Annotated in this window: 14 protein-coding genes; 3 read left to right on the forward strand and 11 right to left on the reverse strand. The window is 37.5% G+C overall.

The annotated features are described in order from the left end of the window. Nucleotides 1–103: 103 nt before the first annotated feature. Entirely contained in the window at nucleotides 104–1,471 is a 1,368-nt protein-coding gene (locus tag LQZ75_RS07000) for an RsmF rRNA methyltransferase first C-terminal domain-containing protein (protein WP_230097123.1), read from the reverse strand. 108 nt (nucleotides 1,472–1,579) lie between these two features. Between LQZ75_RS07000 and LQZ75_RS07005 the strand changes: the two genes are divergently transcribed. After that, entirely contained in the window at nucleotides 1,580–2,716 is a 1,137-nt protein-coding gene (locus LQZ75_RS07005; RefSeq protein ID WP_230097124.1) for an ArgE/DapE family deacylase, read from the forward strand. Between the two features lie 76 nt (nucleotides 2,717–2,792). On the opposite strand, the gene rbsK is transcribed toward LQZ75_RS07005, so the two are convergent. The 10 genes from rbsK to LQZ75_RS07055 all read right to left on the reverse strand — a co-directional run bounded on the left by rbsK (nucleotide 2,793) and on the right by LQZ75_RS07055 (nucleotide 14,356). Then, the gene (gene rbsK / locus LQZ75_RS07010; protein ID WP_230097125.1) at nucleotides 2,793–3,722 is read right to left on the reverse strand and encodes a ribokinase; all 930 of its coding nucleotides are present in this window, start codon (nucleotides 3,720–3,722) and stop codon (nucleotides 2,793–2,795) included. A gap of 88 nt (nucleotides 3,723–3,810) precedes the next feature. Then, nucleotides 3,811–4,320, reverse strand: coding sequence for a hypothetical protein (locus LQZ75_RS07015; protein WP_230097126.1), 510 nt, complete (start codon nucleotides 4,318–4,320; stop codon nucleotides 3,811–3,813). 2 nt (nucleotides 4,321–4,322) lie between these two features. Beyond that, a complete protein-coding gene (locus LQZ75_RS07020) occupies nucleotides 4,323–5,306 on the reverse strand; it encodes a hypothetical protein (RefSeq protein WP_230097127.1) in 984 nt (327 codons plus the stop codon). Beyond that, the gene (locus tag LQZ75_RS07025) at nucleotides 5,299–6,177 is read right to left on the reverse strand and encodes an exonuclease SbcC (RefSeq protein WP_230097128.1); all 879 of its coding nucleotides are present in this window, start codon (nucleotides 6,175–6,177) and stop codon (nucleotides 5,299–5,301) included. Before LQZ75_RS07025 ends, LQZ75_RS07020 begins: the two co-directional genes overlap by 8 nt. Nucleotides 6,178–6,434: 257 nt before the next feature. Next, nucleotides 6,435–6,680, reverse strand: a complete 246-nt coding sequence (gene rpoZ, locus LQZ75_RS07030; protein ID WP_230097129.1) for a DNA-directed RNA polymerase subunit omega — start codon at nucleotides 6,678–6,680, stop codon at nucleotides 6,435–6,437. After that, nucleotides 6,677–7,297: a guanylate kinase gene (gmk, locus tag LQZ75_RS07035; RefSeq protein ID WP_230097130.1), complete on the reverse strand. Its 621-nt coding sequence runs from the start codon at nucleotides 7,295–7,297 to the stop codon at nucleotides 6,677–6,679. Before gmk ends, rpoZ begins: the two co-directional genes overlap by 4 nt. Before the next feature lie 74 nt (nucleotides 7,298–7,371). After that, nucleotides 7,372–7,971 (reverse strand): dephospho-CoA kinase, encoded by a 600-nt coding sequence (gene coaE, locus LQZ75_RS07040; RefSeq protein ID WP_230097131.1) that lies wholly within the window; start codon nucleotides 7,969–7,971, stop codon nucleotides 7,372–7,374. Between the two features lie 18 nt (nucleotides 7,972–7,989). Then, nucleotides 7,990–8,823, reverse strand: coding sequence for a bifunctional DNA-formamidopyrimidine glycosylase/DNA-(apurinic or apyrimidinic site) lyase (mutM, locus tag LQZ75_RS07045; protein ID WP_230097132.1), 834 nt, complete (start codon nucleotides 8,821–8,823; stop codon nucleotides 7,990–7,992). Nucleotides 8,824–8,849: 26 nt separating this feature from the next. Further along, a complete protein-coding gene (gene polA / locus LQZ75_RS07050) occupies nucleotides 8,850–11,528 on the reverse strand; it encodes a DNA polymerase I (RefSeq protein WP_230097133.1) in 2,679 nt (892 codons plus the stop codon). Between the two features lie 29 nt (nucleotides 11,529–11,557). After that, nucleotides 11,558–14,356 (reverse strand): helicase C-terminal domain-containing protein, encoded by a 2,799-nt coding sequence (locus LQZ75_RS07055; protein WP_230097134.1) that lies wholly within the window; start codon nucleotides 14,354–14,356, stop codon nucleotides 11,558–11,560. Nucleotides 14,357–14,573: 217 nt separating this feature from the next. On the opposite strand from LQZ75_RS07055, the gene mvk reads away from it, so the two are divergent. Together mvk and mvaD are read left to right on the forward strand one after the other, a co-directional pair. Continuing rightward, complete coding sequence (mvk, locus tag LQZ75_RS07060; protein WP_230097135.1) at nucleotides 14,574–15,539, forward strand: mevalonate kinase; 966 nt, start codon at nucleotides 14,574–14,576, stop codon at nucleotides 15,537–15,539. Continuing rightward, on the forward strand, nucleotides 15,532–16,506 hold the full coding sequence (mvaD, locus tag LQZ75_RS07065) for a diphosphomevalonate decarboxylase (RefSeq protein WP_230097136.1): 975 nt from the start codon (nucleotides 15,532–15,534) through the stop codon (nucleotides 16,504–16,506). Before mvk ends, mvaD begins: the two co-directional genes overlap by 8 nt. Nucleotides 16,507–16,513: the final 7 nt, after the last annotated feature.

Raw genomic sequence — 16,513 nt, forward strand, 5'->3', positions numbered from 1 at the left:
TCCAATAAATTTAAATTACGACAATAGCCTCCCTGAAGAATTTTTTCAGGGAGGCTATTTAGGGTATTTCTTGATATTATCTGTTTACTGTCAGCGTTTTTTACTACCCTTGTTCATGGTAAATAAATCGTAAGCCTTTTGGATAATAATTTTTCAATGTTTGTCCAACGACTTTCGCAAAACCTAAGCCATTGCCATTGATGACAACTTGATACCACCCATTACCTGTTGCAGGAGCAGCTGGCAACATTACCGTATCACCATGGACATATTTAATCCAATCTTCTTTGGTAATTGTGACGTGTTGCTTGACTTCATGTGGTTTTAAAGTTAATCCCAGTGCCAAACTTGGTTCAAACCGATTTTTCTTAAATGTTCCTAAGTGTAATCCTGGACGGACAACACTTAATTTTTTGATACTTAACATTCCTTCAGGAAGACAATACAATTGGTCCCCAAAAGTTAACAAGGTTCCTTGCAGCGGGGTAACTAAGTTAGCATCAGCAAAGGTTTGCCATTGCTTAGCTTGTTCCACTGTCAAATTAGATTTTTCCAAAATTTGTTTTGCTGGTTGAGAATCTTGTGCACACCATTTTAATTTTGCCACAAAATGGCCTTCACCATTAAAATGATTAGGAAAAATACGCGCCGTCTTACTTAATTCAGGATTACCGTCTGCCCATTCTGGCCGACCATCATCAATACCAGCCGGCTTATCAATTGGTAACACTGAAAATTCTGGATATGTTTCCAATAACCAAGCAATCATTTGTTCATTTTCTTCTGGCGCAAAAGTACATGTTGAATATATTAATTCTGCTTCTGGTTTCAACATTTTAACAGCATCTGCCAAAATTTCACGTTGTAAACTAGCACACTTAGCTGGATAATCTGCATCCCAATATGTCATTGCATCCGGATCTTTACGAAACATACCTTCACCAGAGCATGGTGCATCGACTACGATTTTATCAAAGAATTGTGGTAGTTGCTTACTTAATCGGGCTGGTGATTCATTCGTAACCACCGTATTTTTAGTACCAAATCGTTCAATATTTTCAGCTAAAATTTGCGAACGTTTCTTTATAATTTCATTAGCAACTAACAACCCTGTTTGTTGTAAGTAACTAGCCAAATGTGTTGCTTTCCCACCAGGGGCTGCTGACAAATCTAATACAAATTCGCCTACTTGCGGATGGGCAACTTCCCCAACAAACATAGCACTGGGTTCTTGTGAATAAACCAGTCCAGATGTGTGATCAATTGAATGCCCGTAAACTTTCCCTAAATGACCAAATGGACTATATTCCAAGTGACCATCATCAGGAGTATCTACGAGTTCTTGATTTTCTTTTAAGGGATTAATCCGATATGCTTTTTTGACTGGCGCATCAAAAGCAGCAAAAAAGCTTGTAGCTTCATCCTTTAACAAGTGCGTATATTTTTCGACAAATGCGACTGGTAATTCCATATTTATTCTCCTAAATTAATCTTATATCCTAATGTTTCCATTGCACATTACTCCTCGTTAGAATATCATTAAATTAAAATTAATAAACTTTAACATGAGGTTCTTAATATGCATGAAGCTGTCTTATTATTACAAAAACTCATTCAAATCCCCTCAACTGATGATAACGAAGAACAAGTTGCTTTACTAATTCGTGATACATTAGCAAAATATGATATTTCATCTAAAATCATTAAGCATGCACCTAATCGTTGCAATTTGATTGCCGAAATAGGTAATCCAGATAGCACAACGGTTCTTGGCTTGACTGGTCACCTAGATGTCGTCTTACCTGGTAATCTGCAAGACTGGCAATATCCACCATTTGCTGCCGAAATTCATGATGGCCGGTTATACGGACGAGGGGCAGCCGATATGAAATCTGGTGTTGTCGCTATGGTATATGCCTTCATCGGTCTAGCTGCTGAATCAGCCAATTTAAACGGCCGAGTTCGGCTTATTTTAACCTTTGGTGAAGAGACCGGAGGCCAAGGTGCTCATCAGTTAATGACGCTACACTATGCTGATGATTTAAGTGGTTTGATTGTTGGTGAACCTACTAATGCGCAAATTGTTTATGCCCATAAAGGTTCTTTTAACTATACCGTCACGGCGAAAGGGAAACAAGTCCATTCATCAACGCCTGAACTCGGTATTAATGCCATCAACGGATTAGTTGATTTTGCTAATGTTGAAGCACACCTTTTTGATGATGCTCCCGCTGATGAAGCTCTTGGTAAATTAGCACATGCGATTACCCTTTTTCATGGTGGTGAACAAATTAATAATATTCCTTCAGATGCTTACTTACGTGGTAATATTCGGCCTATTCCGACTTTTAATAATCAAGCCGTTACGGACCGTTTAACCGCAGCGATTAGCAACATTAACGCTAACAGTAAGGCAACATTAACATTGACCATCGATGGTAGCTTTCTACCAGTTAAAACTAATCAAGAGGCTGCCTTGGTTAAAGCCGCCCAAACAGCAGTTGCCAATATCTTACATCAATCTACTGAATTGACAATTTTTGCTGGTGCAACCGATGCATCAGAATTTGTTCTGGCACCTAAGAAATTTGAAACTATCTTATTGGGCCCAGGTCCTTTTGAAATTGCCCACCAAGTTGACGAATATGTTGAATTGGCCCAATTTGAAGCAATGATTGCCGTTTATCAACAAATTGCTCATCAATTTTTACAATAACTTTTAATATAGAAAGGGACGAACTTTACTGAAGTTCGTCCCTTTTTTATATTAAATGAACTATCACTATACTTGGCTAAGCTTCGGCATCAAAGGCTGCTTGCACTTGGGCAAGTTTTGGAATTGATGGTAATGCACCGGCCCCTTGAACCGTAATTGATGATGCCCGATTTGAAAAACGGATTGCTTCGGCAATATTACTTAAATCTAGTTTTAATTGTGAAGCTAACGTTCCAATAAAGGTGTCACCAGCCGCGGTAGTGTCAATTGCATTGACTTTAAATGCTGGCACAAATCCTGCGCCATTTACGGTACTAAAGTAGGCCCCACGTGCACCTACTGTAATAATCAAGTTTGGCACCCCTAATTCACGGAACTTACGGGCATTGTCAGCCATTGATGCTTCATCAGTTACTGCAATTCCAGAAATCGTTTCTGCCTCAATTTCATTAGGAACAATTAAATCAGTTAAGCTAAGTAATTCTGGCTGAATATCAGTTTTAGCTGGGGCAGGATTAAGAATCGTAAATACCCCATTTTGTTTGGCCAACTCAAAAGCTTTCAAGGTCACCGCAAGTGGTGTCTCAAATTGCGCAACTAAAACATCGCAATTGATAATTGCATCCTTTGCGCTCTCAATATCTTCAATTGATAATGATTGATTAGCACCACCATGAATCAAAATAGTATTATTACCATCTTTTTCCAGCATGATAAATGCTGAACCCGTCCCAATTTCTTGATGTGTTTTAATATTGGCAATATCAATATTATCAGTCGCCATCGCATCTAATAACATTTGACCATTTTGGTCATTTCCAACTGCGCCAACAAAGGTTGTTGCAGCATCCATCCGGGCCGCAGCAATTGCTTGATTGGCACCTTTTCCACCTGGGGCGGTAGTGGCATCATGCATTGCCATGGTCTCCCCTTGCTTTGGTAACCGATCAATATGCATGATGGTATCAGCATTTAAACTACCTAATACTGTAACTTTACGTGTCATTCTTTGACCCCTCCGTCTTAAAAAATAAATTCTAACTTTAGAATACCATATATTTACTACTGCTTCGGTAAATATACTCGTACCATTTTTAATTTATTTCATCTATTGCATTATACTGCTCATTAAACTTTTGCATAATGTCATCAGGGACTAGTTGTAATTCAACTAACCCTAATTTTAAATATGATTTAAGTAGATGTTTGTAATCACTTTGGCTATGCCGTAAATAACAATTCCAGGCCATCGTTTTCAAACCAAGATAATGATTATTTAAGTTACCATGAGGGAATTGACTTAATTTATTGATCTCATCTGGTTCAATTACAACTAGATGCATCCATTGTTCTACTTGGGCTAACCATAAAATACTATCTAATCCTTGCACGTATGCCGATAATAACGCTTGGTAATCGGCTACTGCGGGCATTTCCCAAAATTTAAACCACCCAGATACATCGGCAACCTTGGCTAAATCGATATCCAAGTTTTCATAACAAATTTTACGTAAATCATCGCCGCGAAAGCGAATTCCTTTTAAATTCGGTAATTCTCGATGATACATCCGTGATATTCGTAATAACTCACTAGTATCTAACATGCTTACATACTCCGTGGTTGTAAAACTTCAACTTTAATCGGATTATCTACAATTGTTGGTTTTGCAGGTTGAATTTCTAAGACACTCCGGTTTTCAAGATACCAACGTTGAATGAATGGGAAGTTAACGAGCACATTCATCAATGAAGCTTTCCCTTGCGCATCAATCACTTCAAAATGCCAAAACTTACTTAATTGTCGATTATTTTCACTTTGTAAGAAACGAACTTCTAACTCATCAGTAAGCACTAAACGAGCTCCAAAGCCACTATCAACCGGTTGCATCAAGACATTAGCTGGTGCTGAGGCAATAAATAACTTATCAAGAATTTGGCTTGGTAATTCCGTGCTGACTGTTTCATATTGATAATCATTATTCGTTTCTAAAATACTGTAATCAATATCAAATTCAAGTGTATCGGCCAGAATTGACGCAAAATTCATCAACACCGTAATCACTTGATCACTTTCTTCAGGCAAAATTTCCATGTCAGATTGCACAATAAAAAAGTCAATAATGTCGGTACTATTAAATGTTAATTTATTGGCAGCAAAATCAAGATAAAATAGCTTTTTACCAGATTCAATTTCGGTAAAGTACGCACCGTTAGTTGATGCTTCACTAAATTGATAACGAACCTTAGTTGCTGTGCCGGCCAAAAAGACGCCTAATTCTTCATGATCAGGTGCACTGGCAAGACTAAAGCTATTGACATTGTTTATCTCTAATAAACGTGTGGTAAACAATAAGAACCAATCCGCTATACTATATTGATTTGGAAATTGAACTTGTTTTGAACCTAGGTGTAAATTTATTAAGCCTTGGATAGCTGTTAAAAGTTCATGTGGATTAGACGTTGCTAAAACTTGGCTTAAAAGTTCCGTAAATTCAAAACCAGCTTGTAAACTTTGCTTAATTTCATTATTGTAACTTGTTAAACTTTGACTTGGTAAAATACCTACTGGTAAATTTGTTTGCTTATTCATAGTCACCAAATGCCCCCTGTTGTTCTTTTGAAATCAACGTTACTAAATATGCTTTGTACAGGTTGGCAACAGCAGTTTCAAATTTTTCAAAGTCCCCAAATTTTTCAATAATACTCTTATATTCGTAGCTCAAAATCGTATCTTCTTTTGAAAGGAACAAAATTTGGTCGTTATTTTCAATAATTTGTGTACGGGCGTTTTTAGTTTTTTCGTCATCGCTTTGAAGAGCTTCCAATTGTGCTACCAATTCATCACGTTGTTCTTTTAGCTTACCGTTAGCAAACAAACCTTGACGGGCATTTGTTACTTCATCAATTTGTGCACGTAAGCTTCCTTTTTGGACATCGCGTTCACTTTGCCCATCAACTAATTTTTGTAAATCTTCATTATCTTTAGTCAAAGTTGTAATTTTTTCAGTATTTAGACGCTTATTGTCTTTACTTAAGGCAACTGAATCCGTTAACTTTTGGTACTCTGTAGTATCAAACACAAATTTGACATCTAGTACATCCAAATAACCAAAGTTACGGCGGTCCCACCAATTTCCAAAGTAGATTTGGTACACACCTTCATCAATTTCTTTGTAGTAAAAGAATGGGAATGCTTCAGATAAATAGGCAATCAATTTATTAGCAAGTAAATGACTTAATTGTGGTTTTAAATTAGCTACCATTTCGGCCAAATCATCATTGCTTTGGCTAGGTTGTTGCATTACTTGTTGCTGATATTTTTTACGTGCAAGTAATTCGAATACTAGCCGATCGTCTTGCACTAAAATTGCTTGGCGAAGCTCAGATAAATATCCAAGTTTTTCGTCAAGCTTACCGATTAGTTCGGGATTTGTCGTTACAGTTTTTGCATTTTCTAACATACTATTCACGCCCCATTTTTATTGATATCTCTATTTTACCAATAAATTACAGATTTAGGCATTTGAATGTAACAAATTTCAGTTTTTTTCGCTTATCGTTAGTTTTTTTAATATAAATATTCCCATATGAATCGAAAAACAGTAAAAAAAGCAGCTTGGAAAATTAAATTTCCAAGCTGCTTCGCTAATTAGTGTTATTATTACGCAATTCTAACCATCAGGTTTTACAGCACATAATAATCTACACACATCTTAACTTACTTAAAGTTATTTTTACGTAATTTAGCGGCTTCAGCAATTGCATCCGTTCCTGGTTCAATAATTACATCACCAGCTTCGATTTCTTCAAGAGCTTGTCCAATTGACTTAACTGAGTCAAAACGTTCAAGTGTTGGTTTAGCACCAGCTTCAAGTTCATGAGCTCGCTTTGAAGCCAATGAAATCAACTTGTAACGTGAATCAACATTTTCTAATAATTTATCAACAGATGGGTATAAAATCATCGTTCTAATTCTCCAATCATTTCTGTGTACTCTGGCATTACGCGGTTAACACTCAAGTGTTCAGCACGGATAATATCCTTAATCCGTTCAACGGCTAAAGGCACTTCATCATTTACAACCGCATAATCATAATTTTGCATCATTTTAATTTCCGTAATTGCCGTTTCAATACGCTTATCAATTACTTCAATCGAATCAGTTCCTCGACCAACTAATCGGTTTTTTAATTCTTTCAAATCAGGTGGCGTTAAGAAGATGTAAACCCCATCAGGCATCTTTTCGCGAACTTGCATCGCTCCTTGAACTTCAATTTCTAAAAAGACGTCATAACCTTCATCGAGCGTTTGGTTAATGTATTTTAATGGCGTACCGTAATAGTTGTCAACATATTGTGCATATTCTAACATGCCACCATTGGCAATCTCAGCCTCAAATTCTGCCTTTGTAACAAAGTAGTAGTCTTCACCGTTTACTTCGCCCTCACGTGGTTGACGTGTGGTCATTGATACTGAATAAACAAAATCATTACCACCTTGTTCAAAAATTGCCTTACGGACAGTCCCCTTACCTACACCAGATGGTCCAGATAAGACGATTAACATGCCGCGTTTCACCATTACGCATATCCTCCAATAAAATTGTCAATTAACTAAATATATTAGATTATGATACCACATCAAAATTAACTTTACTATGACAAACTGTTGACAATCGTTAGTAGCTCGTCAACTTGGCGATATGTTTGCGCTAAATCACCTTGATTATCAATGACATAATCGGCCCGATTACGTTTATCTTCAATGCTTATTTGGGATTGAATCCGTTTAGTGGCTGCTGCTACCGAAATTTTATCGCGTAATACTAAGCGTGCCAATTGAATGTCTGGTGCAACATATACCACAACGACATAATCAACACTTTTTTGATAATGAGCCTCAAATAACGTTGGCGCATCAAGACAGACTATTGGTTGACCAGCAGCACGTAATTGCTCTAACTGTTGTAAAATCGCAGTGCGAATTGCTGGATCCATTAACACATTTAATTTTTTAAGCGCCGCAGCATCATTAAATACAATTTCACCAAGTGCCTTGCGGTTTAATTGGCCACTCGGTAGTAAAATTTTTGAGCCAAATTGGGCCACTAATTCTGTTAACAATGCATACTCTGGACGGACAACTTCTCGGGCAATTAAATCAGCATCAACGATTGGAATCCCACGTTGGGCTAAATACTTACTCACTGTAGATTTGCCAGTCGCAATACCACCCGTCAGACCTATAATTTTCATTACTTACCTTCTTTGAGTTTATGCATGAATTTGTTGGCATTGTGGACAATAAGTCGTGCCACGTTGAGCCACTTTCATTTTTTCCATCAATGTGCCACAACGCAAACATGGTTCACCTTTGCGGCCATATGCTTGTAACTCATTTTGAAAAGCGCCCGCCTCACCAAACGCATTGGTATATGAGTGTACGGTTGTCCCGTGATGCTCGATTGCTCGTTTTATTTCACTAATAATATTAGTCCGTAAAACGGTAATTTCAGCTAAGGTAACTGTATTGACTGGTTGTTCTGGATGAATCTTACTTTGCCACAATACTTCATCAACATAAATATTACCCAAACCTGCTAAATTACTTTGATCAAGTAAAAATGGTTTAATAATTTTTCGAGATTTAGCCATAATTTCAGCTAAATAATCCGTGGTTAAATCACTCTCAGTTGGTTCTGGACCCATTTTTTTAATCCCCGGTACCAATTGGTTTTCCATTCCCGTTGGTACAAATTGCATCCGCCCAAACTTACGTGTATCTAGGTACCACAAATCAGTGGCCTGGTCTAAATGAAATACTACGCACACGTGTTTTTCTGGAGGAGTCCCAGCTGGAACCGTGTTGTACTTACCTTCCATCCGTAAGTGACTTACTAACGTATAATCACCACTTAAACGAAAAAGTAAAAATTTTCCACGCCGATCGATATCTTCAATAGTACGATTAACCATCGTTTTAAGAATCGTTGCAACGTCGCCTTCAATTGTCTTAGGCCACAATAACTCAACCGCTTTAATTTGTCGATTTTGAACTAAGCGTAATAGTCCGCGTCGTACAGTTTCGACTTCAGGTAATTCTGGCATACTTACTTAATCCTCATTATTTTAATTTATTTAGCGTCAAACCACGTTGGACCATAGTGGCTTTCAACTTTTAATGGTACATCTAATGTTACGGCCGAATCCATAATTTTGGGTACTAAGGCTTCCAATGTCGCAATTTCACTCGTTGGTGCTTCAAAAATCAATTCATCATGAACTTGTAATAACATTTTAGCTTGTAAACCATGTTCTTGTAGTGCTGTTTGCATATTAATCATTGCCAATTTAATAATATCTGCTGCTGAACCTTGAATTGGTGTATTCATTGCCGTTCGTTCCGCAAAACTACGTAAATTAAATGATTTTGCATTTATTTCTGGTAAATAACGCCGCCGTTTTGACAACGTTTCGACATAACCATTCAACTTAGCTTCGGCAACAACACTTTTGAGCCATGCATCAACACCGGGGTATTGTTCAAAATATGTTTCAATCATTTTTTTAGCTTCTGGCCGTGATACCCCGATACTTTGACTTAAACCAAAATCAGAAATTCCATAAACAATCCCAAAGTTAACAGCCTTGGCTTTACGCCGCATATTACCATCAACTGGTTCATCTTTACTTAAACCAAAAATCCGCCGAGCCGTTGCGGCATGGATGTCATCATCTTCTTTAAACGCGGCTTGTAGATGCTCATCCCCTGTAATATGTGCCAATACACGTAGTTCAATTTGTGAATAGTCAGCCCCAAAAATTTGCCAATCAGGATGACTTGGGACAAATGCTTGGCGAATTTTACGCCCTTCTTCTAAACGAATTGGAATATTTTGTAAGTTAGGATCAACTGATGATAACCGTCCCGTTTGCGTTAATGTTTGCATATACCGGGTATGAATTTTGGAATCTGTACTATGAACGACTTTTAATAGACCTTCAATATATGTTTGTTGTAATTTTGCGACTTGCCGATATTGTAAAATATCTTCCACGATTGGTGCTTCAGGAGCTAATTTTTCTAAAACATCAACCGCTGTTGAATAACCGGTCTTAGTCTTTTTAATAACTGGTAATTTCATTTTTTCAAATAAAATTTCGCCTAATTGCTTTGGGGATTGAATGTTAAATTCTTCGCCAACTTGTCGATATATAGCTTGTTCTAGTTCACTTAGTCGTTCAACTAATTTACTACCTTGTGCCCGTAATTGTTCAGTGTCAACGGTAATCCCCGTAATTTCCATCGCCGCTAACACATGTGTCAATGGTAATTCAATTGATTCATACAATGGTAATTGCTCATGTTCAATCAATTTAGCGGTTACTTTCGGTGCTAATTGATCAATTGCATGCACTTTATTAACTAAATGCTTAAACAAAATATCATCATCGGTTGGAATCGCAAATTTCGCGCCTTTACCGTAAATCGCTTCATCACTTTCAACATCGTAATAATCAAATTGCTGCGCTAATTCATCAATATCATCAACATTAGTATTAGTGTCAAGTAAATATGCCGCCAAGATAATATCAGTGGCAACATTCACGAGTTTAATACCTAAGCGATTTAACAAAACTAGTGCGGCTTTAGCATTGTAGACGTTTTTCTTAATTGCTGGACTGGTTAATAAGTTACTTAAAACAGGCGTTAATAACCAATCAACACTCCGAGCAACAAAGTATCCTTGGGTTGCATTACCAATCGCAAAGCCGACCATTTCGCTAATATGATAGTTTGGTGATGTTGTCTCTAAGTAAAAGCTTATTTCACCTTCAAGCGCTGCCACTTGAGCTAAGTTAGCTTCAGTAATCACTTGCATTTTAATTGCCGGATTATTTTGCGTGGCTTCATTAGCTTCCTTACCGTAACCAGCTGCATGTAATTTCGCAAGTTGTTGCTTAAAATTAAGCATTTGATAAAAGGGCACAATCCCTTCGTAATCAGCACCCCGATAATTAATATCTGCAATGCCAATCGGTAAAGCTACATCCGTCCGAATTCGTGCTAAATCTTGTGACATAAATGCTTGTTCACGATCATTAATCAAATTATCTTTCATTTTTGATTTTTTCAAAGATTCAACATTATCGTATAGATTTTCAAGCGTTTGCCATTCCTTAAGTAACTTAATAGCTGTTACCGGACCAATTTTAGTAACCCCTGGATAATTATCAGCAGTATCACCGGTGAGGGCCTTCATATCAACAACTTGTGCAGCTGTTAAACCATCATATTTTTCAATAACTGCAGCTGGATCAAATGTTTCTAATTCAGTAACCCCTTTTTTAGTTACTAGGACCGTTATATTTTCATCAACTAACTGTAATAAATCGCGGTCACCAGTAACAATCGTTACCGCTAAACCTTCTTGTGCACCCGCTTTGGCAATTGTGCCAATAATATCATCCGCTTCATACCCCGGTAATTCGTAAGAGGTGATTCCATGTAATTCAACTAGTTGTCTTAAATATGGAAACTGTTCTACGAGTTCTGGCGGCGTTGATTGCCGACTACCTTTATAAGAATCGAGTTTTTCCGTTCGAAATGTGGTTTTACCAGCATCCCATGCAACAAGACAATAATCTGGTTGCATCGGATCAACTAGCGTATCTAAAAAATTATTAAATGCAACTAACGCATTGGTGTGCAAACCGTCTTGATTTTTCATGCGTTCCAATTGCGAATGCATCGCATAAAATGCCCGAAAAGCGAGGCTATTACCATCAATTAATAAAAGTGTTTTTGCCATTTGCTCACTCCTTATGTGATTTTTGTAGTTTATTTGAGTGTGCGCTTAAAAAAATCGGCAGCTGTTGCCTTAATCTGGGCACTTGTAATCGTCGTAATCGGTAATTTTTTGGGTAATGAATTGATAATGGTTTTCCCATATTTTTTATTAACAATCCGTGAATCTAAAATTATCACCATCCCAATCGCATTTGGTGTTCGTAAAATTCGTCCAATGCCTTGCCGCAATCTTAAAATTGCCTTGGGGAGACTTAAATTATAAAACGGATTACGATGTTGTTGTTCAAGCCAATCATTTTGTGCTTGCACTAAAGGTGTATCCGGATTTTCAAACGGTAACCGCGTGATAACAAGTAATTCAACATCTTCACTAGGGATATCAACGCCTTCCCAAAAACTACCACTACCTAATAAAATAACGTGTTCTTCATCCTTAAATTTGCGTAAAATCTTACTGTTTGAGCCACTAACACCTTGCGCTAGAATCGTAAAATGATGTAATTCTGGCATTGCATGTAAATGCTTGGTAACTTGTTCAATCGTCGTTAAGGAATTAAATAGGATTAATGCTTTTTTTGAAACACCCGTTAATAACTGTTGAACTTGGCGTGCTAAGTAATCACTATACATAAACTGATTTGTTTGCCGAGGATCAGGCGCATCACTAACCAGCACTAACTCTGCTTGATTTTCATACAGAAAATTATCCGCAAAGCGCTTAACCTTAACATCTTCTTTAGCTAAATTTAGCTGATCAAAAACATATTGTGAACGTGCTGAGCTAAATAATGTTGCCCCCACAAAAATTGGCGATTGGAAAAATGGATATATTTTATCAGTAAAAAATGCTTCCGTATTAATTAATGAACTACTTAACAGTAAATTAGTTGATTGATTTTGGGAATTACTGTTTAACCAGAAGACCCCTTTATCCGGATTACTTAGGACTTGCGCATGTAATTGCCAGAACATTTCAAGCTGTTGTTCAAGTTGATTAGCTTCCGCTTGAAAGGCCGTCATTTGTTCAAAGTCATTAACTAACCAACGTTGATTCTCGGTTTCAAAAACATTATTTAATCCCGCCAAAGCCAACTTCAAATCTGTCACATCATTTTGTAATCGTGTAATCAAATCTGCATGTTGTTCAAAAAATGTTACCATCCCTTGAGAGCTAACCCGCTTCTCAAAGCCTAACGTTGTCGTAACTAATTGCACATTTAATAAAAAATGCCGGTATAACAACATCAATAATTGATTTAAATTTTCAGCAATTCCTTGTGAGGCGCTACTTATTTTCTTTAATAATTCGTCATTGGCCATACTACCACGGAAAATATCAAAAATATCACGTGCATGATTATTTAGTAACATGCTTTGAATCTGCGTAATACTTTTTAAAGCCGTTGCAAATGAAAATTGATTACGGGAGACATTCAAAACACTTGGTGCTAACTGGTGCGCTTCATCGACTACTAAAAATGGTTTTTCACTAAATTCATCAGCATGTTGAATTAAAAAAGCATGATTAACTACTAAGATATCCGCTATTTTAATCGCTATTTGTTGCCGTTCATGAAAGGCCAATTCGCCAAATTCATTAACGTCATTTTTAGTTGTGTAAGCTATTTGTTGGCGGAAAAAAGTATTGGGATTCCCAATTTGAATCTCATCTAAATCCCCCGTTGTCGTCATCGTCAGCCAAACTATGATCCGCATTTTTAAAAACTGATCGGCATAATTAGGCGCCTTACTAAATAAAATTTGGCGAAATTTAGTTAAATCCAAATAATATTGCCGGCCTTTTAACATAACCGCATGCACCTTGAATGGAAGCATTGGGGATAACTTTTCTTCAATAACGCGGATTACTTGTTCTTGTAATAAAAATGTTGGTACCGAAATAACGGTCTTACGGCCAGTTTGACTTAAATATGCAAACGGTAATAAATATCCGAGCGTTTTACCCATCCCGGTTGGTGCTTCTAACATCATTGCGGAACTATTTGGGTGAGCGAAATTATTGTAAATCAAATTCATAAATTTGGCTTGTTCACCACGATACTCAATGGCACCTTGAAATAGTTGCTCTTTGGCCCGTTGTGTATTTGGATAGCGTTTTGGTTGGACCCGTTTAGGTATGCTAGAACTTACTTTTGTGAGTACCAAATCATTAGCAATCACTAGATGCGGTGCTAATTGACTTGTACTTTGTTCCCGTTCAGCGACAATTGCATCAAAAAAAGCACTTGTTTGTCGTGGTAAAATATTGGCAAATTTTTGTAAGGTTTGCAAAGTCAACAATGGTAAATCTTTCGCAACTTGCCATAAATCCATAAATAACCGCGCCGTGGCTTGGGCATCAGAATCAGCCCGATGCGGTTGTAAATGCTTAATTGCCAAATATTGGCTTAAATCAGCTAGTCGATATCCAGGAGCGGTTGGATATAAAATTTGTGCCAATGGAACCGTATCAATTCCTTCAATTTCAAGCGTTGGTAACCCCACTCTTTTAAATTCAGCAATTAAAAACGGTAAGTCAAAATTAATATTATGTGCAACGAAAATGGTATCACTTAAAAAATGCCACAATGTTTGGGCAATATCTTTAAAGAGTGGTGCATTGACAACATCTTCATTGGTAATTCCTGTTAATTGGATAACGGCGGGGGGAATCGCCGCTTCAGGATTGATATTAGTGGCAAAAGTTTGAATAATTTTATTGTTTTGCACGATAACTGCCCCAATTTGAATAATTCGGGCGCCGTCTTTTATATTGGTGCCAGTTGTTTCAATGTCAACAACGGCAAATTTTTGATTTTCTAATAACAAAACACTGCCTCTCCATCCTGAATGTTCAATACTAATGTATAATTATAAATACATTTTATCAAAAAAAACACGAAACTTGGGCGAAAGGTTCCACAAAAAGTGGTTAGTTTTGCGGATATGCGATAAAATAATCTAGGATTATTTCTATAGTAAATAATAAATATGTAAAATAGCCTCTTTTTATATAACTCAGAGGAATGAAAGAAGACCTTAATTTATGTTAACTAAAGCACTTGGGCAAAGTCATGCCAAAGCTATTTTAATGGGAGAGCATTCGGTTGTTTACGGAGAACCAGCCATTGCAATTCCACTTTTAAACATCAATATGATTGTCACAATTATTCTTCGACACGATCACCAACAATTAATTAAAAGTCGCTATTATAACGGTAGCCTTTCTGATTTAGCCGGTGCCTATGAAGGCGTACGGCAATTAATTGTTTTTTTACTTGGAAAATTCAATAACCCTGACTTGGGCTTTGAATTAACTCTTAATAGTCAAATTCCTCAAGAACGTGGCATGGGTTCATCTGCTGCGACTTCAATTGCTGTCATTCGCGCATTTTATGAATTGTTTGAAGAACCCTTGGATCGTAAAACTCTTTTAAAGATGGCCAATATTGAAGAATCCATTACACATGGTTCCCCAAGTGGTATTGATACGGCCACCAGTAGTTCTGAGGATCCGATTTTCTTCATTAAAAATCAAGAAGTTACCCCTTTTAAAATCGATGTTCCAGGATATCTTGTTATTTCAGATACTGGTATTATGGGCCAAACAGGACTTGCTGTAAGTGCTGTCCGGCATTTGTTTGATGAGGAGCCTTCTAAAACACGCCGCTTAATTTCTGATTTGGGTGAAGCAGCTGCCGCCGCAAAAATCGCCTTACAAACTGGTGATTTAGTGTGCTTAGGCCAATTAATGACCAAAGCACACTCTCATCTACGCACACTTGGTGTTTCACATCCGCACCTTGAAACATTAGTTAAAACTGCCATTGAAAAAAATGCCTTAGGTGCAAAGTTGACTGGTTCAGGAATTGGTGGCAGTATCATCGCCTTAGCCAAAAACTTAACGGATGCCCAACATATCGCAGAAGCCCTCAGTGAAGTTGGGGCACAAGAATATTGGATTAGTCCACTTGCTAGCCAAACAAACATGGAGCACCTTATCAATGAATAAAAAAGTCACGGCACGAGCACATACAAATATCGCTTTAATCAAATATTGGGGTAAAAAAAATCCGGAATTAATTATTCCAACGACTAGTAGTCTTTCATTAACACTTGACCAATTTTATACCGATACGGCTGTCGTTTTTAATTCAAACTTATCCCACGATGAGCTTACCTTAAATGGCCAACCAATTACCGACCATACACTTCTTAAAACAAGTACATTTTTAGATATAGTTCGGCAAATGGCGGGTATTAATACCTTTGCCCGTATTGAAAGTACTAACCATGTCCCAACAGCAGCTGGCTTAGCATCATCAGCCAGTGGTTTTGCTGCTCTGGCTGCCGCAAGTAGTAAAGCCGCTGGTCTTAACCTTGATCGTCAAGCTCTCTCGCGCTTAGCTCGCCGCGGATCTGGTTCAGCTTCACGGTCAATCTTTGGTGGTTTTGCCGAATGGATTGCGGGAGAAGATGATTTAACATCATATGCCCATCCAATTCAAGAAAATGTTACAATGGATATTCAGATGTTAACTGTCGTCCTGGATGGTTCGGTTAAAAAAATTGGTAGTCGCCAAGGTATGCAACACGCGATTGCTACATCACCTTTTTATGACACGTGGGTTGCCGAATCTGAAGTTGACCTGGTTACTATGAAACAAGCCATCGCAAATAATGATTTTCAAACACTTGGTGAATTAGCCGAACATAATGCTTTACAAATGCATAGTTTGAATTTCACCGCAAAACCTGCGTTCACGTACTTTAATGGCGATACCCTTAATATTTTAAATCTCGTCCAAAATCTCCGCCACCAAGGTATTCAGGCTTATGCAACAATGGATGCCGGTCCAAATGTTAAGATCATTTCGCAAAGTACAGCAACACAAGTTATTTGTGAGGCTATCAAAAAAGATTTCCCCAATGCCACGGTTGAAGTTGCAAAACCTGGTCCGGGAATTAGTTATTTATAAATAAGGA

Source organism: Periweissella fabaria, from assembly GCF_918814575.1.
In the GTDB taxonomy this organism is placed as follows: domain Bacteria; phylum Bacillota; class Bacilli; order Lactobacillales; family Lactobacillaceae; genus Periweissella; species Periweissella fabaria.

Coding starts and splice junctions, on each gene's coding strand:
- mvk (WP_230097135.1), top strand. CDS start 14,574: ATGTTAACTAAAGCACTTGGGCAAAGTCATGCCAAAGCTATTTTAATG.
- mvaD (WP_230097136.1), top strand. CDS start 15,532: ATGAATAAAAAAGTCACGGCACGAGCACATACAAATATCGCTTTAATC.
- LQZ75_RS07005 (WP_230097124.1), top strand. CDS start 1,580: ATGCATGAAGCTGTCTTATTATTACAAAAACTCATTCAAATCCCCTCA.
- LQZ75_RS07000 (WP_230097123.1), bottom strand. CDS start 1,471: ATGGAATTACCAGTCGCATTTGTCGAAAAATATACGCACTTGTTAAAG.
- polA (WP_230097133.1), bottom strand. CDS start 11,528: ATGGCAAAAACACTTTTATTAATTGATGGTAATAGCCTCGCTTTTCGG.
- mutM (WP_230097132.1), bottom strand. CDS start 8,823: ATGCCAGAATTACCTGAAGTCGAAACTGTACGACGCGGACTATTACGC.
- gmk (WP_230097130.1), bottom strand. CDS start 7,297: ATGGTGAAACGCGGCATGTTAATCGTCTTATCTGGACCATCTGGTGTA.
- LQZ75_RS07020 (WP_230097127.1), bottom strand. CDS start 5,306: ATGAATAAGCAAACAAATTTACCAGTAGGTATTTTACCAAGTCAAAGT.
- rpoZ (WP_230097129.1), bottom strand. CDS start 6,680: ATGATTTTATACCCATCTGTTGATAAATTATTAGAAAATGTTGATTCA.
- coaE (WP_230097131.1), bottom strand. CDS start 7,971: ATGAAAATTATAGGTCTGACGGGTGGTATTGCGACTGGCAAATCTACA.
- rbsK (WP_230097125.1), bottom strand. CDS start 3,722: ATGACACGTAAAGTTACAGTATTAGGTAGTTTAAATGCTGATACCATC.
- LQZ75_RS07015 (WP_230097126.1), bottom strand. CDS start 4,320: ATGTTAGATACTAGTGAGTTATTACGAATATCACGGATGTATCATCGA.
- LQZ75_RS07025 (WP_230097128.1), bottom strand. CDS start 6,177: ATGTTAGAAAATGCAAAAACTGTAACGACAAATCCCGAACTAATCGGT.